Genomic DNA, 26,234 nt, shown 5'->3' with positions numbered 1-26,234 from the left:
AGACTAATGATTGATATCAAAGTATCATAAGTTGAACGGTCTACACTGCACGGGGCAACGCTTAAATTTAGTAAGTTATTCTTTGTACGGACTATATTGTTCTATATTTAGGGACTAATGACTAATGTCTAATGACTATCCTTCTTCAGGATCACCGGTTCATCGATAAATTTGGTCTGCGCCAGGGTGGCTTTACGGAATGAAGGCCACTCCTGCGGCTGATAAATCCGCTTGTTATAATTGGCAAGCTGGCTCATCCTGAGCGTATTGCCATCCAGGCTCATCTCGTAGGACCCTTCGAATGAAGCTGTTGTATCGGAAAATGTTTCTGCTTCGGGCCGGTAAATGATCTGGTATTTGCCAGGGAGCGTGATCGACTCGGTCAGTTGCACCTGCCGCGAACAACGGTCCCTGAACGGATATACTTTCATTTCGGCATGGGTATCCATGGAAAGATTTCCGATTGACCGGCGTAGAAAACCCGATGCTATAAACGACTTCATTATCATTTCGTCTCCTTTTACGATAGCATAAAATGGTATCCGGTATTTCAGGACGATCCGGATCGGCTCTTTCTGGTAATCGTAAGGATCTCCATAGTCCACCGAGAGCATTTCCGCCGCTGGATTGATGCGTTTCAACTCCATTTCAAGGTTATGGTCCCACTGGTCTTTGTAACTGCCGGTGAACATGCGGCGGATGGCGCCATCCGACTGCCCTTCGGCCCGAATCGTCAGCTCGCCTTCCAGCGTTCCTTCCGGAGATAATGTCGACGTCCCGAAAATGCGGATATAATGATTTTCAGGTGGAGAAACGGGCGTAATGGCCAGGTCTGATCCTTCCGGCAGGCCCCTGAGGAAATTCTGCTGCTGCTCGGCGCTCGACCATAGTTCACGGATAAAAGGAACCCAGGTGGGATCAAGGAGGTGATACTGACCATCGGAAAGCTTCACTAATGTAACGCTGTGATTGAACTGGTCGGCCGGGATATAATCGATGCGCGAACCGGCCATGGTCATGGCGGCATACGATTCGAAACCCGCGGCCCGCAGCATGGTCACCAGCATACCCGCCTTGTCTTTGCAGACGCCGCAGCGGTCGGTAAAGGTCATCTCGCCTTTGTGCAGCGTGTAGCCTTCGCCACAGCCCATCGAGATGCCGGAATAACGCACTTCATCGGCTACCCAGTGGGTGAGAAGCGAAACCGAATCCATCTCGGTCTTGGCAATGACAAGGATCTCATCGACTTTAGCCTTGATCTCCGGTGTCCAGTCGAAACTGCCGAAGTCTTCATTAACCTGGTAGAACCATTTCGATTTGGCATACCAGTCGGGACTGGTCGACAGCAGCAGCTTGGGCGCCACATCGGAAAGATCGACCATGCCGGGCTCTCTTTTCAGCGGTTTGATATCTTTTTTTGAAAATGTATAGACCATCATATCGCCTTGCCTGACAGCAGATGATTGCACTTCCCCGTTATAAAACTCATATTGCAGGACTTTATCGGCAGGAATGCTGGCGCGGTAAACTTTTTCGATGATCGGGTCGTCGCTGTAGAAGGTCACGATATCGTAGAAATGGCCACGCATCGGCGGGATGTAGCGGTCGTCGTCGCCTTGCTCATCCGTCAGCAATGCGTAGGTAAAGCCCTTGCGGAAAAGCCACACTTCGACGGCATCGCCCGGTTCAAGCCTTCCCACTTCGATCATCTTTTCCCTGGCGCCCCAGTAGATAGCGCGGGCCGGGGCGGGGTAATCGAGGACAGGATTAGTAACCTCAGAACCTCCTCCACTTCCCTCATCCATGCCTCCATGCCCCCCTGCTTCCACGCTTCTATAAACCACCACTTTTTTAATATCGACATAAGCCGACAACGGGTCATAATCAAATTTGATGACGTTCAGTTGCAGGGCTCCGGCAGGGGTTAGCACCTTATAGAGCCGGTGGATGTTTACATACGTCAGGCCGGTTTCACGGACATCGGCAAAAGTGCTGTCGAACACCACCACCAGATTGGCGCCGGGGTAATCGGCGGCATTGATGGATTTAAGGCGTTCGTCCACCGGACCGGAAAAGGCTGTGAAAAGGCTTCCGGTGAAGAGGAGAAAGAGAGATAATCGTCGTAGCATTGCTTTATTTTTTTGATTTCTAAGGAGGAACAATATTAGTAATTTTCTGCTGATTAAAGGTTTCTCGCAGATCAGCGCAGATTTTTTCGCAGAAATACGCAGATTAAGCATTTAAAATATCTGCGTAATCAGCGAGAAACATAATTACATTCCAATGCAACCATTATTAGCAAAACCTTGTCTTAATATATGTTCTTTCTTTCCATCCGTGATACGTCTCTTTGTCATTATTAATTAACCAACGCCATGATGAAAAAGTTATACTGTTTGATTTTAATGCTCTGTTTGCTCCTACATGGAGTTATAGCATTTTCCCAGGCTATACCCGCTGAGTCAGAGATTTTACCAAACCAAAAATTCACTGATTCAAGGCCATTTGTTCATGCTACTGTCATGGATGACGATACCTGGTGCGAAGTTGTCTGGGGTTGGTATCCTCCTTACTGGGAACTGGTTTACGATGATGGTGAAGCTGATGACTATTTCATTTATGCAAACTCCGGAAGCATGAATGCTAACAGGTTCACTCCTTACGGTTACCCGATAAATATAATCGGGGGCCGGATCTATGTGGGCGACGGCTCTTTCCCCGGTCCGTTCCTGGGAACATCTTTCCAGGTTTTGGTTTACGATGATGACGGCGAAGACGGTCTTCCCGGTACTGCGCTCGATTCTATGGATGTTACGGTAAATAACTATGGCTGGGTGGAGTTTGAAGGCATGACGGCAAATATTTCCGAAGGTGACTTCTACCTTGCCATGAAACAGACTGCTCCATCTCCAAACGCAGCGCCTGTTGGTGTGGATAACGATAATCCAACTTATTTTATCAGCTACTGCTATTTCCAGGGAGCACCCGGTTGGGTCCTTTCCCCGCTGCAGGATTTCATGATCCGGGCATGGGTTGTTGGTTATGAAGAACCTTCAAGGGATATCGATTATTACCAGCTTGACCGTTTTTCCGGTTTCGATCCGGATGGCTCTCCTATTCTTGGCGATACGACTTTGTTGGATACAACCTCTAATGTATATTATAATGATACCAACTGGGCCGGATTGGAGGCAGGCTGGTATGCTTATGGTTTGAAAACGCATTATACCAGCGGCGAATGGACGGATTACGATGTTTCTAATATCGTACCACATTTATTAAATCATGATTTGACCATCAATGTCGATTTATGTGATACTACCTGGCCGGATTTAACGGAAGTCACTTTGGAGGGAAGCAGTTATCCATACTGGTCATACTCTTTAAATGGTTCAGGGGCATTACTTTTTGAGGAGGTTTTCGAGGGATACTATACCATCACGGCAACCGCGCCGGGTAATTCAGCATATGTTCTGGAAAATGTTTACTGGAATGATGATTCGACAATAAACATATCACTGATATGCCCTCATTATCCTGCCAGGAATACATTCGCAGATCCGGTGACGCTGCATGCATCCTGGGATCCGCCGCAGGTGGTCATGCTGGATGATGATTTTGAACAGGATGGATTTCCTCCTCCCGGCTGGCAGGCATTAAGCGATGGGAACGGATGGTTCAGGACAACCGACGGAAGCGGCGCCGGATGGAACATCCCCGGGTGGGACAGTTATTATGCCTGTACCAATGATTTGCTCGTGGGTGAAAATAATGGGAGCACGGATTATCTGATCATGCCTGTTCTTGATCTCAGGTACACGTATAATTTTATTCTTTCATTCAATAGTTATTTTGATGGAAGTAACGGGCAGGAGGCTTTTGCAGAATACAGCATGGATGGCGATCCATACTGGGATATATGGGATCAGATTGAACCTTCAACATCCTGGGAATATATTGAACTTGACCTCAGCGCCTTCTCAGGTCCGGAAAGCGAACCTGTCTGGTTTGCATTCCATGCGGATGATAACGGGCAGGATGCATCCGGCTGGGCCATTGACGGTGTAAGAGTCTATTCACCTGATCCACCTGCCTCATTGATCGATTACTATGTTTATCTCGACGATTCCTTGATAGCGATAACCGATACGACTTCCATAAATTTGCCCGTTCTTTCCTATGGACAGGAATATACCCTATGTGTGAAATCACATTACCCTTCCGGACTAAGTGAAGCGGAATGCACAACATTCACATCAGTTTACCTTTACCCCCCGTCATGCTTCTACCAGGCTGATACCGGAAATCAGCCACTGATCATCTGCCCGCCGCTGGATTCCACAGGAGCTGTTCCTTTTAATTTTATGGGATATAATCTCCACTTAAATGGTAGTTTCATTACTTTTTTACCTTCTTCAACAACAACTTATGATCCGGAATGGCCTTCTCCAATCCATACAGATGCCGAACTTACCGGTGTGTTTGATCTTACCCCTTTTGGCTTTCCTGGTGAAACCGGGGAATCAATGCCACAATGGACCAATTATATTATGAGATGGGGGTATCCGCTTGATTTCCTGGAAAACTGGAGTTTAGGGAATTTTGATGAGAATAACTGGACTGCTGAAGGGCCAAACTGGTCGATTACCGGCCAGGTTGGGAATCCCTCCCCGGCAGCAGAATTCACCTGGGATCCAATCCAGAACGATTACTCCATGAGCCTGGAAAGTTATCCTTTCCTGGCGGATTCAATGTTTGCCGGGCAGATTTACCTCGATTTTGATATCAAGCTTGATGCCGTCATGCCAACAGGTAATGAATTTCTATTTGTTCAGGTCTGGAACTGGGAAAGCCAGGCGTGGTCAACAGCAAAAACTTATTTGAACGACTACGGTAGTTTTGGCTGGGTATCTGAACATCTTGAGATTACTGATTATGCGATAAATAAAGTCTTTAAGATTCGTTTTACTGCTCAGGGTGAATCATCAGTAAACCTTTTATGGTGGTTAGTCGACAATATCCATGTTTACCGGGATTGTAATGAACCTTATAATTTGGACGTTATGGGGAGTTATAATGGAATACAACTCACATGGGATGGTATTGAATACGATCAGTGGATTCATTGGGATGATGGTGTATATTCAGGTACCTCGATCGGTACAAGCGGTGCTGATCATTTTGATGTCGCAGCCCGATGGATTCCTTCCCAGCTGGCAGATTATGATGGTTATTCATTAACACAAATCGCATTTTTCCCGGGAGAAGAAGCAGCAACATACCAGCTTAGGGTATGGATAGGACAAGGTGCCGCTAACCTGATCGTTGATCAGCCGGTCGAGAATCCTCTTATTGACCAATGGAACATTGTAACGCTGACTACGCCTGTAGTCCTGGACGTTTCAAAAGAATTGTGGGTAGGTTACCGTGTGAATAATTCTACAGGTTATCCGGCAGGAGTGGATAACGGTCCTGCAATCGACGGATACGGCAACATGGTAAACCTTGGAGGTTGGCAAACCTTATTGCAAATTAACCCGGAACTGGATTTTAACTGGAACATCCAGGCTTATCTTTATAAAAATATTCAATATAACAGTTCGATAAAATATGCGATTTACCGGTATGATGACGCCGGGCCTTATTTCCTTAGAGATTATTCGGATCAGAATTTCTATATGGATGATTCTGTATGTGGACTTCCTCCCTTTTTTCATGGATATAAAGTTACTGCCCTTCATATTAGTGGAATTGACACCTGTGAATCGGATTTTTCAAATGAAGGATGGGAGAGTTGTGATGGACTAAATGAAAATAATCAAGAATCTTATATCAACATTTACCCAAACCCATCAAATGACTTTATAAGGATTGAATCTTCAGAAGAATTGAGATTTATCAGCATTTACAACTCCTTTGGTGAATTGATGTTGAAGAAAAAGGTTGATGACCGGCATCTTGAAATACCAGTTCCAGGTTATCCGCCAGGGGTTTACATGATCAGGGTTGAGACAGAAAAGGAGACTATTTCCAGGAAGGTGCTGATAATTCATTGATTATTAGGTTTCTCGCAGATAAACGCAGATTTATTCGCAGATAAACGCAGAATCATCATTTAAAATATCTGCGCTAATTCGCGTCTTGATCTGCGTAAATCAGCGAGAAACTTAAATAACATTCAAAATGCAACCATTCTGAGCTAAACCTTGTCTTAATATATGTTCTTCCCTTCCGTCCGTGAAACGTGTCTTTGTCATCAAGAAACAACAATTGCCATGATGAAAAAGTTATACCGTTTGTGTTTCGTGCTTTTTTTTCTCCTGTTTGGAGATATAGGATTTCCCCAGGCTGTGCAACCCACGTCTGAGGTTATACCAAGCCGGGCAATTACCGATTCCAGGTTCACTGTCGTGGCCACTGTCATGGATGACGACACCTGGTGCCACATAGAATGGCCCGGTCGGTCTTATTACCTGGAACTTTTACACAATGACAGGGAAAAGGAAATTGATTATTACCAGATCGACCGTTTTTCCAATTTCGATCCGAACGGCTCTCCCCTGCTTGGCGACACGACATTTCTGGACACAACCTCCCTCTCGGAATATCATGATTATGATTGGGCCGGATTGCCGCAAGGGTGGTTTGCTTATGGTGTAAAATCGCACTATACCAGCGGGGAATGGTCGGATTACAATGTTTCCAATGTTGTAGGACATCTGAATTCATTTACTGTATTCATCAGTGTTATTTTATGCGACACGACCTGGTGGGAATATACCGTTTTAACAGTTAACGGAGTAGTTTACCCGATCGATATGGAGGGTGGAAGCGGATCAATTACTCTTGAGTTTTGTTCACCCGGTGGAATACACATTGACATTACAGTATATGCGCCTGGAAATGATTATTATATTCTTGAAAATCAATATATTGGTTCTGATAAGGTTTTTAATATAATGCTATCGTGCAGACATTATCCCATAAGGAATTTATCTGTGGATCCGGTTTCGCTGCATGCAACATGGGATCCACCTCAGGTAGTTGGTCTCGATCAGGATTTTGAAGATAATATTTTTCCTCCAGCCGGCTGGCAGGCATTAAGCGAGGGGAATGGCTGGTTCAGGACCAGTGATGGAAGCGGCGCCGGATGGAGCATTCCCGGATGGTATAGCTATTATGCATGCACAAATGACTTGTTTGTTGGTGACAGCAATAACGGAAGCATGGATTATCTGATCACTCCCGCTCCTAATCTTGACTACAGGTTCAATAACTTTCTTTCATTTTATAGTTATTTTGATGGCATCAACGGGCAGGAGGCCTTTATAGAATACAGCTTTGATTATTCTGAATGGGAAACATTATATCAACTGGAGCCTTCAACATCCTGGGAACTGATTGAACTTGACCTTAGCGCCTTCTCAGGCCCGGAAAGCGACCGGATATGGTTTGCTTTTCATGCGGATGATAACGGGCAGGATGCGTCCGGTTGGGCAATTGATAGCGTGCGGGTTTATTCGCCCGAGCCTCCTTACACGTTAACCGGTTACTGGGTGTTTCTCAATGATACTTTGATTGCAACCACTGATACGACTTTCCTGGATCTGCCCGCCCTTTCCTATGGCCAGGAATATACCCTCAATGTAAAAGCACAATATACCAGTGGTTTGAGTTCATCGGAATATGTATCATTTATATCGGAATATTTGTACCCTCCCTCATGTTTCTACCAGGCCGATACCGGGCTCCTGCCACTCATCATGTGCCCGCCGATGGATTCCACAGGCGCTATTCCTCCTGGTTTCCTGGGATATAATCTTTACAGGGATGGGGATTTTGTTGAATTTGTACCAACTGGGCCAATTCCGCCAATATATGTAGATGAGGGTTTACAACCGGGAATCTATCAATACGAACTTACGGCATTATACGATCTTACTTCTTATGGATATCCGGGCGAAACCGGGGAATCTATGCCACTGGAAACCGAATTTATTTGCAGATATGGTTATCCGCTTGATTTCCTGGAAAACTGGGATTCAGGGAATTTTGATGAAAATAATTGGACTACAGACGGGCCAAACTGGTCAATTAACGGCCAGGCAGGGCACCCGGCACCAACTGCCGAATTCACCTGGGATCCGATCCAGAGCAACTACTTTATAAGTCTGGAAAGTTATCCCCTCCAGGCCGATTCTATGTCTGAAGGCCAGATATTCTTGGATTTTGATATCAAGCTTGATGCCGTCATGCCAACAGGTAATGAATTTCTATTTGTTCAGGTCTGGAACTGGGAAAGCCAGGTGTGGGCAACAGCAGACACCTTTTCAAACCTGGAAGGAAGCTTCGACTGGCTTTCGGAACACCTTGATATCACCCCATTAGCTATGAATGAAGTTTTTAAGATTCGCTTTTCTGCCCATGGTGAGAACTCAATAAACATTTTAAGCTGGTGTATTGATAATATCCATGTTTACAGGACTTGTAAAGCACCCTATGATCTGGAAGTTCATGCGAATTATTTTACTGGCGATATTGAATTAAATTGGAAAAGCCCGTTAGGTATAGGTTTTGTGGATCAATGGATTTATTGGGATGATGGGGTAAATGCAGGCAATTCAATAGGTGTTTCCACTCCGTTGGATATTGATGTTGCAGCACGATGGGAGCCGGCACAGCTAACAGATTTTGAAGGTGCTTCTGTAATACAAATCGCCTTCTTTCCGGCAGAAGAAGAGACAACCTACAAGGTCAGGGTTTGGATTGGTGCCGACGCAGCTAATATGGTCGTAGATCAGGAAGTGATTTCCCCTCTTATCGGACAGTGGAACTACGTTACACTGGATACACCGGTGCCGATCGATATCACCCAGGAATTATGGGTTGGTTATCAATTTAACGGATATACCGGATACCCTGCAGGCGTCGATGATGGCCCCGCCATAGATGGTTATGGCAACATGTTGAAATTCGGAGATTGGCAAACCTTGCTGGAAATCGATCCGGAATTGGATTATAATTGGAATATAGCGGCTCATATTCAATCTCTCGATGATAAAAATAGGGATTCCCAAAATTCGGTTAAATATGCCATTTACCGGTCAGATGACGGGGAACCTTATTTCCTCAGAGAATACTCGGATCAGAATTATTATCTGGATGATTCCGTGTGTGGAGGGATTAATTATCACCTCTATAAAGTTTCCGCACTTTTTATAAACGAAAATGACACATGTGAATCAGGTTTTTCAAATGAAGGATGGGAAGGATGTCCCGGAATTGTTGAAAACGAAAATGATTCATTATCCATCTACCCGAACCCAAGCTCGGATGTGATCCGGGTCGAATCAACAGAAACCTTGCATTCTGTCAGCATTTACAACTCCTTTAGTGAATTGATGTTGAAGAAAAAGGTTGATGACCGGCATCTTGAAATACCAGTTTCAGGTTATCCGTCAGGGGTTTACATGATCAGGGTTGAGACAGAAAAGGAGACTATTTCCAGGAAGGTGCTGATAATTCATTGATTATTAGGTTTCTCGCAGATAAACGCAGATTTATTCGCAGATAAACGCAGAATCGGCATTTAAAATATCTGCGCAAATCCGCGTCTTGATCTGCGTAAATCAGCGAGAAACTTAAATAACATTCAAAATGCAACCATTCTGCCCAAAACCTTGTCTTGTTTATTGATTACTAACCAAATAATCTCTATATTGACCCATGATCAGATGGTTTAGCATATTAGTCATCCTGATATGGACTGCTCCCCTCTCCGGACAAAGCGACGATCATCGTAATTTCCTTCCTCCCTATAACTTCCGGGTTGATTCCGTCTCTTTGCTGGCCACCTGGGAATCACCGAAAATCGTCCTCCTGGATGAAGATTTTGATAGCGGTTCTTTTCCTCCGGAAGAATGGACTGTAAATAGTCTTGGCGTTGGCTGGCTGGGTGTTGAATCCCCTGATTATTACTACTGGCATGTTCCGGAACATCCGGGAGGTTTTGCCCTTGCAAATGATGACAGCGCGCCCTATAGTAACAATGGAAGTATGGACTACCTGGTCACCCCGGTTATGGATCTGACCGTTGCCGATAGCTTCAAGCTCTTCTTCGATTCATATTTTGATGGCGGTTACGGACAGCGGGCTTTCCTGGAATATAGCCTGGACAGCGGAAATACCTGGCAGCTTCTCCTTCCGTTGGATGCCGACCTGGACTGGAAAAACCAGGAAGTCGATCTTTCATCGTTCTCCGGAACAGATGGCGAAAACAAATTCCAACTCGCCTTTCATGCTGATGATTTCGGTTATTATGCCTCCGGCTGGGCTATCGACAATGTGGTGGTTTACTCCAACCGGAATCCGAACCAGGTTATCAAATACAAAGTATTCCTGGATTCGGATTTAATTGCCCAGGTCACTACCACTTCGTACCAATATAATTTTGAGTTTTACAGCATTCATAACTGCGGAGTTCTTGCACGTTACCAGGATGGCATCTCGGATACGGTTTGGCAAAATGTACGCTCGGATTATTTTCCCAAACCCTATCACCTTATGGCAACCGCACCAGATGACGCTGCAATTCTGTGGTGGGAGCCCCCTGATAATCCTGATTACCTGATTGGTTATAATGTTTACCGGAATGATATTCTTATAGCTTATGTCTATTGCACCGAACCGGGCTGCTGCAATTACATTGATCCCATTGATTACAGTGAAGAGTCAGTTTTTCTTTACGAAGTCACAGCCCTTTACGAGTTAAGTGAATATGGATTTCCGGGTGAAATCGGAGAATCCATGAAAGAAGGGCCGGCAGGGGTGTATAGTTGTTGCTGGAATGAGCTTGATTTCTTTGAAGACTGGTCGGATTGGATATACAATTACTGGAAATTCTCCGGTAATAACTGGAAAGTCGATCCGGAATTGGGCAATGAAGCGCCTGCTGCCGTTTTCAGCACGGATTCGATCCTGAACCAATATGAAGATACACTTCAAAGCTACTTTTTTTTAAACTGGGGAATTGTGGATATCATCCTCGAATATGATTTGTCGCTTTCTTCAGTCAATGCAACCGGGGATGAAAAACTGCTGGTACAGGTGTATGATTATTTAAATGATACCTGGAATACGGTTTTGACATACGATAATCTTGAAGGAAGCTTTGGCTGGCGGCGTGATACCGTTAATATCACGTCATATTTCAACGACAATTCCTTTAGGATCCGGTTCGATGCCCAGGGTGAAAATTCAGCAGATATCAATTACTGGGCTATTGATAACATCGCAGTAAGACGAGCATGTTATCCACCTAAAAATGTGCAGGCAACCATCTCACCTTCTTCAGAGGATTCCGTCCTGGTGACCTGGGAAGAACCATTACCTAAACTGGGTGAATGGCGCCAATGGGATGATGGGGAGCAAAGCTCCAAGGTTGGCGTCGGGGTAGGAAAATATATGTGGATGTCATGTGCAGTGCTGTGGACACCAGATCAGTTGGCAAATTTAAAAGATGCCACACTGACTTCAATTGGATTTATTCCGTGCAATGGCGGAACATTTTATAAAATTGCAATCTGGACCGGTGAGAATAAAGACCTTGTTTATGCCCAGGCAGCCGGCAATCTCGATATCGACCACTGGAACAATATCTCATTGGATGTGCCGATGAAGGTCGATATTACCAGGGATCTCATGGTCGGGTATCAATATTCTCAAGCTACCGGATTTTCGATGTCCGTAGATGATGGCCCATGTATTGACGGCTTTGGCAATCTTTATCAATTTGGATTAAATCAACCCTGGACAACATTGTTTGAAGTTAACCCGGAACTGGATTATAACTGGAATATCAAAGCCTATTTTGAAAGGGAAGGCTATCCGGTTTGGAAATACCAGTTATTCAAAAGCGTAGACGGGAATGATCCCGAAATGATCGCCGAGCTTGAAGGCCTGGAATATATCGATATGGTAAGTTCCGGTTATATGACATCGTGTTATAAGCTGAAATCGGTCTTTCCCGACGGTTGCGAATCGGATTATTCTACAGAGGCATGCGTGATATTCACAAATACCGATCCGGTTGAACTGAAGAATGACGGATATCTGAGAATCTTCCCCAATCCGTCTGCGCGGGAGGTGAGTATTGAGTCGTCTGAAACCTTGCAGTTTGTCAGCATTTTCAATTCTTTTGGTAAATTGATGTCGAAAAAAATGGTGGATGAAAGGTATTATGAAATACAAGTTTCAGATTATCCGGCAGGGGTTTACATGGTCAGGGTTGAGACGAGCAGGCAGACGATTTCCCGGAAGGTGCTGATAATTCATTGATTATTAGGTTTCTCGCAGATAAACGCAGAATCGGCATTTAAAATATCTGCGCAAATCCGCATCTTGATCTGCGAAAATCAGCGAGAAACCTTTATCTTGGCCCCTCAATTAAAACCAGATTTATGAGCCTAAAATCTTTATTCTTTCGCACTTTCATTATTGCTACCATCATCTTTCTTGCCACATCCTGCAATACCAATCAAACCCCGGCAAAACAACCCGCCAACGAATTCAGCTTCGTTTTCATGACCGACATCCACGTCCAGCCTGAAAATAATGCCGAAGCAGGCTTCCGGGCAGCGATCACCAAAGTGAATGAACTGAATCCCGAATTCGTCATCACCGGCGGCGACCTGGTGATGGATTGCCTGGGACAAACTCATGGCCGGGCCGATACGATTTATAATATCTATACGGCCATGGAGAAGGAATTCAAAATGCCGGTTTACAACACTATGGGCAACCATGAGCACTACGGCTGGTATGCCAGCAGCGGCGCTGATACCAACCATCCCGAATACGGGGAGAAGATGTTTGAAAAACGTATCGGGCCGCGTTTCCAGCGCATCGATCACAAAGGCTGGGTCTTCCTGATCCTTGATTCCGTGGTGAAGGACGGCAAAGGCGGCTATGAAGGAGGCATCGATGCAGAACAGATACAGTGGATAAAGAATCAACTTACCAATATCGCCCCGGAGACCCCGATCGTCATCAGCCTCCACATTCCGCTCCTGACCACCGAAGCCCAGATCCTGCGCGGGGCAACGGTCGCCAATGAGCCAGGCGAAGTGGTTGTCAATTCCAGAGAGGTCCTCGGTCTTTTTCAAAACCATAATCTAAAACTGGTGCTCCAGGGCCATCTTCATTACTACGAAACGCTCTATGTCTTCGGCACCAACTTTGTAACCGGCGGCGCTGTATCAGCAGCCTGGTGGGAAGGATCATACTTAGGCACGGAGGAAGGGTTTGTGCTGGTGAACGTTAAGGGAGATTCTGTGAGTTGGGAATATGTTGATTACGGGTGGGCAGTTAAGTAAAATGTTGAATGTTGAATGTTAAATGTTGAATGGAGGACTTATTAATAATTACCGAATTCAACATTCAAAATTCAAAATTCAACATTAATCAATTCCGGCAGTCCTGCACATTAGGTAGATCCGTGCCGCTTTAGCCATCAGGTCGATGCGGTCAAAGGCTTCGTGCACATCTTTTCCTGTCGCCAGGCAACCGTGCTTTTCCCAAAGGATGATCCTGTGGTCTTTGAGAGATTTAAGGGTGGCTTTTGCCAACTCCTGCGAACCAGGCACTTCCAGCGGCACATAGCCTATGCCTTCAGGAATAAAAAAGGCTGTTTCAGTATGCATTTTCAGGAGGATCTCATTCAGGCGGGCTTCGCTTTGAAGGTTTTTATCGTGCGTGAGTGCTACAAGTTCATCGGCATGGGTATGGACGATGGCCTTTTCTCCCTGTCCCTGCTTCACCATGTGATGATGGATGGCTAAATGTGAAGGTAGTTCTGAAGAGGGGAAGAGGGGATGTTCCGGATCTTCATAGAGCACCTGGTAACAGTCTCCTTTCTTCGATAGCTTGATCAGGCAAAGGCCCGTACTTGGGTCTTTGGCCAGGTTCCGCATGCGGGATCCTTTGGCTGTGATAAATATGTGATGATGGGCGATGGCGGGGTATTTCACCTCCAGCGGGATCATCGGAAAGATGCGGAAATCCATGCGGATTCCCGGGTAGAACTCTGTCACATTTACCGAGATGTTCCCCCCGCTTCCTTCTGCCCAGCCTTTTTCCCAGAGCAGCCCGGCCACTTCGCCGATGCGGGCTGCGGCTTCCCGCGCTCCCTCGTTGGTTTTATTCAGTTGCATCTTGTCGTTTTGATTTGAAAAATTCTATCAGCAAGTCAGCACATTCTGCTTCGAGGATGCCCGGCACTACTTTCGTGCGGGGATGAAGCAATGGCGCATTGGTTTTTGTGTAACCGCGCTTGTCGTCAGCGGCACCATAAACCACCCGGTCGATTTGCGTCCAAAAAGCAGCCCCCGCGCACATTACGCATGGTTCGAGGGTCACGTAAAGGGTGCATTCTTCCAGGTATTTCGCACCCAGGTAGTTAGCGGCTGACGTGAAAGCCTGCATCTCGGCGTGGGCCGTGACGTCATTAAGCCGCTCGGTCAGGTTATGGCCCCGTGCGATGATCCGGTCGTAGCAGACGATGACAGCGCCAACTGGCACTTCATCCAGATCGAGCGCTTTCCTCGCCTCCTTCAGGGCTTCTCGCATGTAATATTCGTCTGTGAATACCATCATTACAAAACTAATTATTTTTCCGCCTTTTTTCCTCAGATGGCCTCATTAAATTCATCCCTGTATTTTGCAACGCCACTGACGTCTTTCATGATTTCCTTATCAAGGATGATGATCATGAAGGCTTCATCCGGGACTCCATCCCATTGACATTTTATGCCGTAATCCGAAGCCCGTTCAAAGTCGAACTTAGGGTAATAAGTATCGTGTCCGAGGACAATGATGAAAGGCACCTGTTTCGATTTTAATCTGCTGATTCCTTCCCTGACCAGCATTGAACCGATTCCCTTTCCCTGGTATTCGGGTATAACAGCCAGTGGGGCCAGTCCCATTCCATGTCTTATGTTTTGATGTTCCGGAATTTCGACAGGACTGAAGAAAATATGGCCGACTATTTTTCCATCTTTAACAGCCACTAACGACAGTAGATCCAGGCTTGATTTCCTGAGCTTCTCTACGATGTTGCCTTCCTGTGGCTGGTTGAATGCCATGTCATTAACGATCCTGACTGCTCCAAAATCTTCTTTTCTTTCTTCCCTTATTTCGATCATATTCAATCGTTTTTAAATATCATACCCGCTTAACCCGATCATATCACTTGTTGTTAAATTCTGATCAAATTTATGCAGATTTAAGACTGTTTCTCGCTGATTTACGCAGATTTTTACATCTGATTTACGCTGATCTTAAAAATACATTTTCTCTTATCTGCGGAAATCTGCGCTGAATATCTGCGCCCATCAGCGAGAAACCTTATTCCAGTTTTATTCAAGGCATTTTTTGTCATGATTTTCAAGAACTTAATCCCTATTTTTTGTTAAAGAATCGTTAAATATTCCCTACACCTGTTTTATTAAATACCTTTGTTTAGAATATTTCTTAATAACCAATAACCCAACTAAAATTAAAATTATGAAAAAGCTTACTGTTACGCTATTCAGCGTGTTTTTCCTTACTTCGATCCTGATCTCCTTAAATCTGAAAGCACAGGAGGCCGACCTTTATTCTGAAGGCTCAGTCTGGAACCTGACTTTTGTTAAACTAAAGGCCAATATGGGGGATGATTATTTAAAAGGCCTGAGTAAAACCTGGAAAGCATCCATGGATGAGTTAGTCCAGCAAAAACTGATCAAATCTTACAAGATCCTTATGGGTGAAGCATCGAATCCCCAGGATTTCGACCTGATCCTGATGACCGAGGCAGAGAATTTTGCTTCATACGATCCGAATCCGGAAAGGGACGCAAAGAGGGATGATGTTGAGAAAAAGATCAGGGAAGCACTAGGAGAAGAATTCCAAAAAACCGTTTCCAGCTATTCGACCCTGAGGGAAATTACCGGGAGAAAAACGATGCGGGAAATCTTCCTGAATTAATTTTTAAGAAAAATGATTTGCAATTTACAGTTTAAGATCTAAGATCTTAGATTGTAAATTGTAAACCGTAAATCATTTCTGTGTCTATGATTTAACGGAAACATCCTAAATTAGCTTAAAAAAAGGATGAACCGACCTCTTCTCCCCCAATCCCTGATCATGCTCCTGCTTAGCATATCAGCCCTTTCTCTCCATAGTCAGACCATCCCTGATACAGCCCTTCTCCATCTCACCGCCCCGGACACCTTCCAGGCCGTTTTTGTCACCACCAAAGGAGAAATCACCATTGAAGCTTACCGGGACTGGTCGCCACAGGGCGCCGACAGGCTATACCAACTCATTAAGTCAGGCTTTTACACCGACAACTGCATCTTCCGGGTTCAGCCCGAATACGTCGTCCAGTTCGGTATTTCTGACAGCTCCGAAGCCAATTTCTTCTGGGACAAACGGCCCATTGCAGATGAGCCCGTCAAAGGGAGCAACCTGAAGGGTGTTATTTCCTATGCCCGTGATGGTGCAAATACCCGCACCGCCCAGCTTTTCATCAATATTAAAGACAATTTCAAGCTCGATACGATCAATTATAACGGCCTCCGCGGTTTTCCACCCATAGCCAGGATCATCAGCGGCTTTGAGGTCGTTGAAGCATTCAACAGTAACAATGGTTTCGAGCCCGCCAACCACCAGGACTCGGTGATGGTGCAAGGCAATGCTTACTGGGAGAAGAAGTTTCCGGGATTAGATTACATCAGGGAAGTAAGAATAAAAAATTAAAATATATAATCTGTGCTAATCTGCGCTTTAATCTGCGCGCATCTGCGAGAACCATCAAAAAAGTTTCTCGCTGATAAACGCAGATTTTCGCTGAACAGAAAAGAAATTTAAGGTAGCCTTTCACTAAACAAAGAAGCTGATAAAAAGCATAATATTCAGCAACGTCACGATCCCCCCGATGGTATAAAGCAGCGTGCGGGTAAACATCGTGTTCTTGTATTTTCCCATAACCTTCCCGGAGGATGTCAGGCGGACCTGCAGAAAAATAGTAAACGGAAGCTGGATACTCAGCACCATCTGGGAAATGATCAATCCCATGAAAGGGTTTGATATCAGCAGGATGATCCCGAAAGCAATTACCAGCGAAAGCGCTACCCCCAGGCGCGAGTGGTTATCTTTGATATCATACGGCTCTTTGAATATCCCTGCAAAAATGCTTCCCGCCGCCATGCCGGAGGTGATGGTTGACGCAACGCCTGCAAAGAGCAAAGCAACGGCAAAAACTACAGCCGCATGATTTCCGAGTAATGGTCCCAGGAGCTGGTTTGCCTGCTGCAGCTCCGTAACCTTTGTGCCGGATGAAAAGAAAGTGGCCGCTGCCAGCAAAATCATGGCGCTGTTGATGGCCCATCCTACGACCATAGAAAACAACGTATCGAAAAACTCATATTTGAGCTGTCTTTTGATCACCTTTTCATCCTTCCGGTTCCACTGGCGGCTCTGGATGATCTCCGAGTGAAGAAAGAGGTTGTGGGGCATGACGACGGCACCCAGGACACTCATGATGATGATCATGGAGCCTTTTGGAAACGATGGCGTCACCCAGGAGCGGACCGCATGGTCCCAGTCGATATTCACGAGCGTAAGCTCATAAATGAACGATAACCCGATAATGGAAACAAAGGCAATGATCCACTTCTCAATGACCCGGTAAGAGTTCGAATAAAGCATGATCATCACGAAGACCAGGACAAGCAGCGCTCCTGCCCTGACGGGAATATTGAAAAGCATGTTAAGGGCGATCGCGCCGCCAAGGATTTCAGCCAGCGAGGTTGAGATGGAGGCGAGCATCGCCGACCCGAGAAAAAGCCTGGAATACCGTGGTTTAAGGTAGATAGTGGTAGCTTCCGACAGGCATAGTCCCGTTGCAATACCCAGGTGGGCCACATTATGCTGTAGAAAGATCAACATGATGGTGGAGAGGGTAACCATCCATACAAGCGTATAGCCATAATCGGCTCCTGCCGCCAGGTTCGACGCCCAGTTCCCCGGATCGATAAACCCAACCGTAACCAGCAATCCCGGGCCGATGAACTTAAAAATTTCCTCTCCCCCGAACCTTGGTTTGCGGCCTTTCCGATCCAGCTTATTTAAAAAATCGAACATGAGGATAAAAATACGATTTTTTACAGCCTGTCGAAATGTGCCTGCAAAAACCCCATCAAAACTTAAACCTCACCCCCAGCACAAACTCATCCTTATCCTTATACTTCGCAAAGACGTCGTCGCCGGCGCCGCCAATCAGGCGGATGCCGAGGGAAATCTCGGTGTTGGCGTTGGGAAGATATGAGAAAGAAGGCATATAGATCAATGCATGGTTGCCGGGAATGTCCTGCCAGCCAGAAATCACAAAAGCGCAGGTGAGAGGCCGGAGCTTTAATTTGTCATTGAAAAGATACTTCTCGTAATTGAAGACAAAATAATCATTCAGGTTGCCGCGGCCGCGTTCGTGGACAAATCCGTGCAGGTACTGAAGGTTCACGTAGTGTCCGCCGCGGAAGGTATAGTCGAGACCGGCGGCTACTTTGAACCAGGGCTTCTTCTCTAAGATCACGGAATCCACAGGCGGGAGACCAAAAGCCGACAGATCATTGGTGAGCATTATTTCTTCTTCGGGGAAAAAAGCGGCGGCTTCGGCCCAGATGCCTACAATTCCTATGGCCCCGGCCATATCAATGCCAATAATATGCTGACGTGGGAAGAAAAACAGGCTCTTAACACTTATCCCGCCAGTGGCGTCAGCAAGGGAAATTTTATTGTAATAGTTCACGGGCAGCCCTTCCCTTCCATAAACATAACTGGCGGAAAAATCAAAACCTGCTGCAAATCCCCCGAGTTTCACGGCATAAGTGGCGTTCTCTTTCAGGTTAAGCCGGGGCATGGCGAGGCTGTCGTCGTAAGCGGCCAGGTGCAGGTAGGCGGGAAGCTCCATGGGCATGAAAAGCCCTTCGGCCCAATCGCCGCGCGGAAGATTCGATGGACGGAAATAAAAGACGTAATCGCCTTCGAGGTAAAAATCTTTGAAATAATACTTGAGCTGGATAGCGTCGGATCCGAGATGGCGGCCAAAGTCCCAGATGTCCTCCAGGTCATAAGAATTCACATTGTCGGTGGGGTTGAGTTTGTCGGCCGTCCCCCAGGCTATCCGCTGCCGTCCGATCTTCATGTCGAGGTTTTTGGTGAAGACACCGTAAAGCTCCACATAGGCTTCGCGGATGTCAATGTTGTACGGGGAGGTCTCGTCCTTGTCGAAAAGCTGCCCGGCATGCTGCAGGAAAGGATAACCGAAGGAACGCAGCCAGACCTGGGAATGAAACTTCGCCTTATCAGCCAACTTCTTATCGAGCTGTAGATCGAGGCGGTTCTCGTTCCATGACCACTGGCCGTCCCCGAGGCGGAAACGATTGTCGAGGTAAAGCTCGCCGTAAAGGCGTAAGGGGCTTTCCTGGGAAACGGCCGTAAGAGCAGTGATGGATAAAATAAAACAAATCAGTGATTTCATTTCTTCATCTCTCTTACTGTGAAATCTTCTGCCGTCAAATTATCATCAAAGGTCACCTGGGAGGTTTTGAAGATCGTGCTGTGCTCCTTCACTAAATCGGTCATTTCCATTTCTGTGGCGGCCCAATAGCCATCAACCTTTTCGATCTTCTTGTTTACCAGTTGCTTGATCTTCTGCCCGCCGCGGTCATAATAGTCAACCTGGCGGAGATAATTGTTGTCCTTGTTCACCAGCATTTCGAGACGGGAATAGTCTGACTCCACGCCTGTCTTCGGGACGAGCTTCAGCTTCCAGGCATCCGTGGTCTGGGAAAGCAGTTCAGCATCGTACTCATCAGAAAGGGGCTTGGATTCCATGTCGTCATAAGAGAAGTCGGTGCCGGCAAAGGTCTGGTTCTTGACGTGCGAGGCGATCCGGCGCTCCTTTTCATAAGCCGGCAAATAAATATACATGACATCTTCCGGGAGTGACAGGAAAGCGATGCCTTGCTGGGATGCGGGGGCGGTGAATTTGAAAAGCCGCATTTCCGAGCCTTTCTGGATGTATTCGGCTTCGCGTTCCTGCTGGTTGCCTTTCTTGTCGGTGAGGATGATTTTTACTTTGGCCGTCTGGTCTTTGGAAGCGTACATGACGGCATCGGTCTTTTTCAGGATCTCCGTGCCGGTCTGTGCGTTTGTATTTAATGCTGAAAAGGCCAGGAGAAGGGCTGCTAAACAGATTTTCTTTTTCATTGGTATATTTTTTAATTTTATTTAATGTGCTCTTTATTGCCACCAAAGCACCAAAACACGAAAATTCACAGCGGTTAATGTTTAACTGACAGGGTTTGGTGATATTTGGTGTCTTGGTGTTTTTGTGGCTTATTTATTACTTTGAATTTTCCGGAAATAAACAATGTTGCCGGCAACAGCGTGAGCGCCGCGGCGCCGGAGGTGAACATCGTCACCGCAACGAGCAGGCCGAAGCGCTGCAGCGGGACGAGGTTCGAGAACATGAGCACCATGAAGCCGAGCGCCACCGACAGCACATTGATAACAATGGCCCGCCCGCTGATCCGGATGGCATGTCCCAGCGAGTAAGAAACATCTGCGCCTGCTTTGATCTCGTGATCAAAATGGGTGATCATGTGGATGGCATAATCCACCCCTATCCCGATGGAAACGCTTCCGACCAGGACCGTCGCGATGTCGAGGGGAATTTTTACCAGTCCCATAAAACCAAACAAAACGAGCAAAGTGGCCAGGATGGGGATGATGGCGTGGAGGCCTCTCCGTAATGAACGCAAGATGATGGCGACCAGCAGCAATACGAGCAGCGTGGCATAGATCAGTGACTGCATCTGGCTGAAGATCAGGCTCCGGTCGATCTGCAGGTAAAGCGACGGCAATCCGGTGAAATCTACTTTCCCCTTCCAGGCCGGGTGCTCATCGATAAAACCCTGAAGCTTGTCAACAAAATCCTGCATCCTATCGACATCACCCGTATTGAACGTCGCGTTGACGAGTCCTTCATCCTTTTCATACGTCACGAGTTGCTCCATAATATCCTGTCCTTCCAGCAGGAACCAGAGCTGATCGACCTTATTCTTTTTCTCCGGGATGACCTTCCCCTCGCCCATCACCTCGTTCATCTCTTCGATCAGGTCGGCCACCGACTGGGTATGCACCACGGATTCAGAATGTTCCATGAACTCAGCCGCCAGGCGCATGGTATTGAGCACTTCGGGATCCTGGACATCCCCTTTGACAGTCAGGTACACAGGCATGCTCCCGCCGAATTTCTCCCGGAAGATCTCCTCGGCAATATGGGTCGGATCGGATTTCCTGAAATAATCAAGGATATCCACTTTGCGCTGAATCATGAATATGCCGGCAATGGCGATGCATAATACAATGCACCAGCTTATGATCACACGCCATGGATGGCTGATCACCAGGTTGAAAATCCTCTGAAGCAACTTATCGAGCAGGTCTTTGCTGTTCTGCTTCAAAGGCTGCCCGTGTTTTATTTTTTCGGGGAACAATGCCATTACAGCCGGGGCGAAAGTCAGTGACAGTACCATGGCGAACGCCACGCCCAGCGCCATAAAGATGCCAAAAGTGCTGATCATGGTCAGGTAAGAACCGAAGATGAAGGAGATGAACCCGGCCATGGTGGTCGTTGCGGCGAGGAATACCGGGATGATGATATACGCCAGGGCTTCTTGCAGCGTCCGGTCCGGGTTCTCCGCCCTGGTTTGCCTGACGCGGTTGATCACATGGATAGTGTAAGCGCTGCCAACGGCCAGCAGGATCACCGGTATGACGTCAGAGATGATAGAAATCCTGATATGAATCAATCCCATGAGGCCTAAGGTCCATATGATACTGATGGCGACAGTGAGCAGCGGCAGGACCACCCCGCGCCAGGAGCGGAACGACAGGAATAGCACGATGATGATGACGAGTGCCGCGATAGGAGCCAGGAAGTCCATGTCGCCCAGGATAATGTCGGCAAGGCTTTTAAATGCGAACGGCATCCCGCCGAAATAAACCTTTTCAGGCAGGTTCAGGGACTCGACTTTCTCCTGTATTGCCGTGGCGACGGTGATCTTATCGATCCCTTCCGAAATTTTAACCATGACAGCCGTGAAGGTAGCATCTTCGGAAACCAACGTGCCCCGGTACATATCCTGCGATAAAGCGTACGCTTTCAAAGCAGCCAGTTCTTCATCTGTTTGAGGAATATCATACTTGTCAACCAGGTTACCGATCTCTATGCCCCAGTCACTTCCTTTAATGTCGATGATATTGGTCAGGCTCGTTACGGTCCCGACGCCAGGAATGGTTTCAAGGCTGTCGGTTATCTGGCGTATGTGCTCCAGCGTGGCCGTGTTAAAAATGTCATCGGTTTCCAGGCCGATGACGCCGGTATAATTCCCGCCGTATTTATCGCCTACCTCCCTGAAAAGCATGGCTTTCGGGTCATTTTTCGGGAGATAATTGAATACATCCGGGTCGATTTTAAGATTCCTGAAGAATATTGCCATCACAACAGTCAGTAAAAGGGTGATAATGATGATGGCTTTACGGTAGTGTATAATTAGCTTGGAAAGACGGATCATAAATATACTTTTTGACGTTTATTGTTTTATAGTCAGTTCTATTGTAAAAAAATTATCGCACTGAAAGCGATGGATCAATGCAGTACAATTTATTTGTGACTTTCTTATGATCGATATTCATTTCCTCGTGGTTGCTCATGTTTATTGATTTTAATTATTCATTTTGACTAATAACGTTTTTTAGTCATATTTATTACAAAGATAAGGATAAAATCATGTATTTTCAACATTTTCTGAATAAAAATTATGGTTTTTCCAATCCTTTTATGAGAATATCGAGCAGTTCCACGATGGTTTGCTCGTATTCGGCGATTTTATGCTGGTGGTAGAAAGGTATCTCAATTGCTTTCATCGCCAGGATGATCACCTGCGCGGTGGCCTGGGTGTCCTTGATCTGGAATTTATTCTCCCGCAGGCCCCTGTCGAGCACCGCTTTCATTAGTTCTATCTCGAACCGGGTAAAATCTGCCCGGCAATCGGTAAGGAACCCAAAATCATCTACAAAATCAGCTTTCAGCGATTCATGGTAGTTCGTTGCATCTTTCATCAGGATCATCCGGTTCATCAGGTAGTTCCGGATCATACCCGTTGCATCCTGACTATCCACTATAACCCGGGTCAGTCCCGACTTAAGCACATTGATCTCCTGCGTGACTACGGCCAGGAAAAGTTCTTCCTTGCTCTTGAAATAGTAATAAACAGAACCTTTGGCTTTATGCGCCGTGCGGGCAATTTCATCTACCGTGGTCTTCTGGAATCCATACTTTCCAAATATCCTGGCAGCAACTGACAGGATCTTTTCCTTAGTCTGATCTTTCGCCATTAATCCTAAACTTTTTGACCATTTAAGTTAATTGGTCTAAAAATATGAAAAAATGTACTTCCAAATACAAAGGCGAATTATTTTAATTAACTTTGATGTTCACTAAAACCACTCAAAATGAAAATCATTGCAATTATCAATTATCTCGGCTGGGCTTCCGGGATTTTCGGCGGCCTGCTGATGCTGGGCGGCGTCATCGGTTTCTTCACAGGTACCGAATTCCTTGGTGTCGGAAGTTTCTTCAACTTCTTTTTCATTGCGAATAGTTTCCTGTTCCTGGGCATTTTTATCCTGGTAGGAACACGTTGTTTTTGCTGCTGTAACTGCAAAGACGATAAATGCTGCACCGACGAGGGTAAAGCAATATAAGCAAGTGCAATTCGATATTTAAGGGTTCTCGTATATCGTAATTTAAGGGTTCTCGCTGATTTTCGCAGATTTTAAAACACAGATCGGCGCAGATTAGAGTTAAGCAAGATTCCCTATTCTGAGCTTATTTGCGTTGTTTATCCGCGTAAATCTGCGGGAAATTTTATTATCCATCGCATTTCTTCCTAAATTCGCCACCTGAATTCAAAAACCAAACTAATATGAAAACATTCTTTGGATTATCCCTGTTATTTATGGGGATGATGATGTCTTGCACAACAGGAGAAAAAAAGATGAAAACAGAAGAAAACCCGTTTTTCACCGCTTACGGCACACCTTTTGAAACTGCTGCCTTCGATAAGATCAGGAACGAGCATTTTATGCCGGCCTTTCAGCAGGGCATTAAAGTCCATGAGGCAGAAATTGATGCGATCGTGGCAAATCCCGGGACCCCGGATTTCGAAAATACGATTGTAGCTTTGGATCGCAGCGGTGATTTGCTGGTGAGCGTCAGCAACGTATTCTACAACCTGACTTCGGCCAATACCAATGAGGAGCTGCAGGCTATTGCGAAGGAGGTATCTCCTATTCTGACCACTCATTACGACAATATCCTGCTCAATGCAAAACTTTTCCAGCGGATCAAGGCCGTTTATGAGCTGAAATCGCAGCTCAACCTGACCACCGAGCAGGCCACATTGCTCGATAAAACTTACAAGCAGTTTGCCCGCGGTGGCGCCAATCTCCCGGAGGATAAGCAGGCGGAACTGCGCGAGATCAACAAGGAGCTTTCGTTGCTTTCCCTGCAATTTGGCGACAATATGCTGGCCGAGACCAATGCCTTCAAGCTCATCATCGATAACCCGGAAGACCTGGCTGGCCTACCGCAGTTTGTCAGGGATGCAGCCGCAGCAGCAGCAAAAGAAGACAGTCTGGACGGAAAATGGATAATCACGCTGCATTCCCCTTCCCGCATTCCTTTCCTCCAGTTCTCCGATAAACGGGAATTGAGGGAGAAAGTCCTGAAAGCCTATATAAACCGGGGTGATAATAATAACCAGTACGATAATAAGAAGAATGCTTCGAAAATGGCCGCGCTGCGCGTGAAACGGGCCAGCCTGCTGGGATATGCGACCCATGCCGATTACATCCTGGAAGAAAATATGGCCAAAAACCCGCAGGCTGTTTATACTTTCCTGGATAAAGTCTGGTCGGCAGCACTTCCTGTTGCGAAGAAAGAAGTGACCGAACTGCAGGCCATGATCGATGCGGAAGGGTCGAAATTCAAGCTGGAGCCCTGGGACTGGTGGTATTATGCTGAAAAGCTCCGCAAACAGAAATATGACCTGGATGAGGAAGCTTTGAAACCTTACTTTTCCCTGGAGAATGTCCGCCTGGGAATGTTTGACGTAGCCACCCGTCTTTATGAAATTACCTTCGTGGAGCGGAATGACATCCAGAAATATCACCCAGAAGTCAGGACCTTCGAAGTGAAGGAAGCTGACGAATCGCACATCGGGATCCTTTATATGGATTTCTTTCCGCGTGCCAGCAAGGAAGGTGGCGCCTGGATGAATAGCTACCGCGATCAGTATATGGCGGGCGATTCTGCCGTGACCCCGATCATCACCATGGTATGCAATTTCAGCAAGCCAACGCCAGATATGCCTTCATTGCTCACTTTCGAAGAGGTCAGCACCCTCTTCCATGAGTTCGGCCACGCCCTCCACGGTTTGCTGTCCGACTGCACCTATCGTAAGATTTCGGGCACTTCGACACCCCGGGATTTCGTGGAGTTGCCTTCCCAGATCATGGAAAACTGGGCTAGCGAACCGGAAGTGATGAAAATGTATGCCCGCCATTATAAAACCGGCGAAGTTATCCCTCAGGAGCTGATCGACAAGATCACTGCAAGCGAATATTTCAACCAGGGCTTTACAACCGTGGAATATATGTCAGCCTGCTATCTCGACATGGACTGGCATACCCGTATCGATACCACACAGGTGGATGCCATTGCATTTGAGAACCAGTCGATGGCGAAAATCGGCCTCATTCCGGAGATCGTGGTGCGTTACCGCACTCCTTATTTTGCCCATATCTTCGCCGGCGGTTATTCCTCCGGTTACTACAGCTATTTGTGGGCGGAGGTGCTGGATGCCGACGCATTTGAAGCCTTCAAAGAGACGAGCCTGTTTGATCCATCGACGGCCAAGGCTTTCAGGGAGTATATCCTTTCCCGCGGCGGCACTGATGATCCAATGAACCTGTACAAGCTATTTCGGGGCAAGGAACCGGATGTTAAGCCGATGCTGAAGCGGAAGGGATTGATCTAAATTAGTAGGGGTCACCGGCCGATG

Annotated in this window: 17 protein-coding genes; 8 read left to right on the top strand and 9 right to left on the bottom strand. The window is 46.5% G+C overall.

Translation table 11 applies throughout. The annotated features are described in order from the left end of the window. Positions 1-128 precede the first annotated feature (128 nt). A complete protein-coding gene (locus M0Q51_09795; GenBank protein ID MCK9400265.1) occupies positions 129-2,129 on the bottom strand; it encodes a DUF3857 and transglutaminase domain-containing protein in 2,001 nt (666 codons plus the stop codon). A gap of 246 nt (positions 2,130-2,375) precedes the next feature. Here M0Q51_09795 and M0Q51_09790 point away from each other — a divergent pair, with 246 nt between their 5' ends. The 4 genes from M0Q51_09790 (at position 2,376) to M0Q51_09775 (ending at position 13,373) form a co-directional block, all read left to right on the top strand. Then, positions 2,376-6,056 carry a T9SS type A sorting domain-containing protein gene (locus tag M0Q51_09790; protein ID MCK9400264.1) on the top strand — a complete coding sequence of 1,227 codons (3,681 nt, stop codon included), beginning with the start codon at positions 2,376-2,378 and terminating at the stop codon, positions 6,054-6,056. Between the two features lie 219 nt (positions 6,057-6,275). Beyond that, complete coding sequence (locus M0Q51_09785; protein MCK9400263.1) at positions 6,276-9,530, top strand: T9SS type A sorting domain-containing protein; 3,255 nt, start codon at positions 6,276-6,278, stop codon at positions 9,528-9,530. A 196-nt stretch (positions 9,531-9,726) separates the two neighbouring features. Then, positions 9,727-12,336: a T9SS type A sorting domain-containing protein gene (locus M0Q51_09780; GenBank protein ID MCK9400262.1), complete on the top strand. Its 2,610-nt coding sequence runs from the start codon at positions 9,727-9,729 to the stop codon at positions 12,334-12,336. 122 nt (positions 12,337-12,458) lie between these two features. Beyond that, positions 12,459-13,373 carry a metallophosphoesterase gene (locus M0Q51_09775; protein MCK9400261.1) on the top strand — a complete coding sequence of 305 codons (915 nt, stop codon included), beginning with the start codon at positions 12,459-12,461 and terminating at the stop codon, positions 13,371-13,373. Positions 13,374-13,457: 84 nt separating this feature from the next. Here M0Q51_09775 and rhaD read toward each other — a convergent pair whose 3' ends face one another. Genes rhaD through M0Q51_09760 form a run of 3 tightly spaced genes read right to left on the bottom strand, consistent with a single transcriptional unit; the run spans position 13,458 to position 15,200 of the window. Further along, positions 13,458-14,210, bottom strand: coding sequence for a rhamnulose-1-phosphate aldolase (rhaD, locus tag M0Q51_09770; protein MCK9400260.1), 753 nt, complete (start codon positions 14,208-14,210; stop codon positions 13,458-13,460). Next, the gene (locus M0Q51_09765) at positions 14,197-14,652 is read right to left on the bottom strand and encodes a nucleoside deaminase (GenBank protein ID MCK9400259.1); all 456 of its coding nucleotides are present in this window, start codon (positions 14,650-14,652) and stop codon (positions 14,197-14,199) included. The genes rhaD and M0Q51_09765 overlap by 14 nt, the downstream gene beginning before the upstream one ends. Positions 14,653-14,684: 32 nt before the next feature. Continuing rightward, the gene (locus M0Q51_09760; GenBank protein ID MCK9400258.1) at positions 14,685-15,200 is read right to left on the bottom strand and encodes an N-acetyltransferase; all 516 of its coding nucleotides are present in this window, start codon (positions 15,198-15,200) and stop codon (positions 14,685-14,687) included. Positions 15,201-15,561: 361 nt separating this feature from the next. Between M0Q51_09760 and M0Q51_09755 the strand changes: the two genes are divergently transcribed. After that, complete coding sequence (locus M0Q51_09755; GenBank protein ID MCK9400257.1) at positions 15,562-16,023, top strand: hypothetical protein; 462 nt, start codon at positions 15,562-15,564, stop codon at positions 16,021-16,023. A 126-nt stretch (positions 16,024-16,149) separates the two neighbouring features. Next, positions 16,150-16,797, top strand: a complete 648-nt coding sequence (locus M0Q51_09750; protein MCK9400256.1) for a peptidylprolyl isomerase — start codon at positions 16,150-16,152, stop codon at positions 16,795-16,797. A gap of 123 nt (positions 16,798-16,920) precedes the next feature. Here the strand turns inward: M0Q51_09750 and M0Q51_09745 are convergent, their stop codons facing one another. The 5 genes from M0Q51_09745 to M0Q51_09725 all read right to left on the bottom strand — a co-directional run bounded on the left by M0Q51_09745 (position 16,921) and on the right by M0Q51_09725 (position 23,505). Further along, the gene (locus M0Q51_09745; protein MCK9400255.1) at positions 16,921-18,183 is read right to left on the bottom strand and encodes an Nramp family divalent metal transporter; all 1,263 of its coding nucleotides are present in this window, start codon (positions 18,181-18,183) and stop codon (positions 16,921-16,923) included. A gap of 55 nt (positions 18,184-18,238) precedes the next feature. After that, positions 18,239-19,411: a hypothetical protein gene (locus tag M0Q51_09740; protein MCK9400254.1), complete on the bottom strand. Its 1,173-nt coding sequence runs from the start codon at positions 19,409-19,411 to the stop codon at positions 18,239-18,241. Positions 19,412-19,575: 164 nt separating this feature from the next. Continuing rightward, positions 19,576-20,310, bottom strand: coding sequence for an outer membrane lipoprotein-sorting protein (locus M0Q51_09735; GenBank protein MCK9400253.1), 735 nt, complete (start codon positions 20,308-20,310; stop codon positions 19,576-19,578). Positions 20,311-20,384: 74 nt separating this feature from the next. Further along, positions 20,385-22,682, bottom strand: a complete 2,298-nt coding sequence (locus tag M0Q51_09730) for an efflux RND transporter permease subunit (GenBank protein MCK9400252.1) — start codon at positions 22,680-22,682, stop codon at positions 20,385-20,387. 244 nt (positions 22,683-22,926) lie between these two features. Further along, positions 22,927-23,505, bottom strand: a complete 579-nt coding sequence (locus M0Q51_09725) for a TetR/AcrR family transcriptional regulator (GenBank protein MCK9400251.1) — start codon at positions 23,503-23,505, stop codon at positions 22,927-22,929. A gap of 117 nt (positions 23,506-23,622) precedes the next feature. Here M0Q51_09725 and M0Q51_09720 point away from each other — a divergent pair, with 117 nt between their 5' ends. Both M0Q51_09720 and M0Q51_09715 read left to right on the top strand, forming a co-directional pair. Continuing rightward, positions 23,623-23,874, top strand: a complete 252-nt coding sequence (locus tag M0Q51_09720) for a hypothetical protein (protein ID MCK9400250.1) — start codon at positions 23,623-23,625, stop codon at positions 23,872-23,874. Positions 23,875-24,095: 221 nt separating this feature from the next. Then, positions 24,096-26,210 carry a M3 family metallopeptidase gene (locus M0Q51_09715; protein MCK9400249.1) on the top strand — a complete coding sequence of 705 codons (2,115 nt, stop codon included), beginning with the start codon at positions 24,096-24,098 and terminating at the stop codon, positions 26,208-26,210. Positions 26,211-26,234 lie beyond the last annotated feature (24 nt).

The sequence above is a fragment of the Bacteroidales bacterium genome, assembly GCA_023229505.1.
In the GTDB taxonomy this organism is placed as follows: domain Bacteria; phylum Bacteroidota; class Bacteroidia; order Bacteroidales; family JAGOPY01; genus JAGOPY01.
This window is presented reverse-complemented; position numbering and strand designations above follow the sequence as displayed.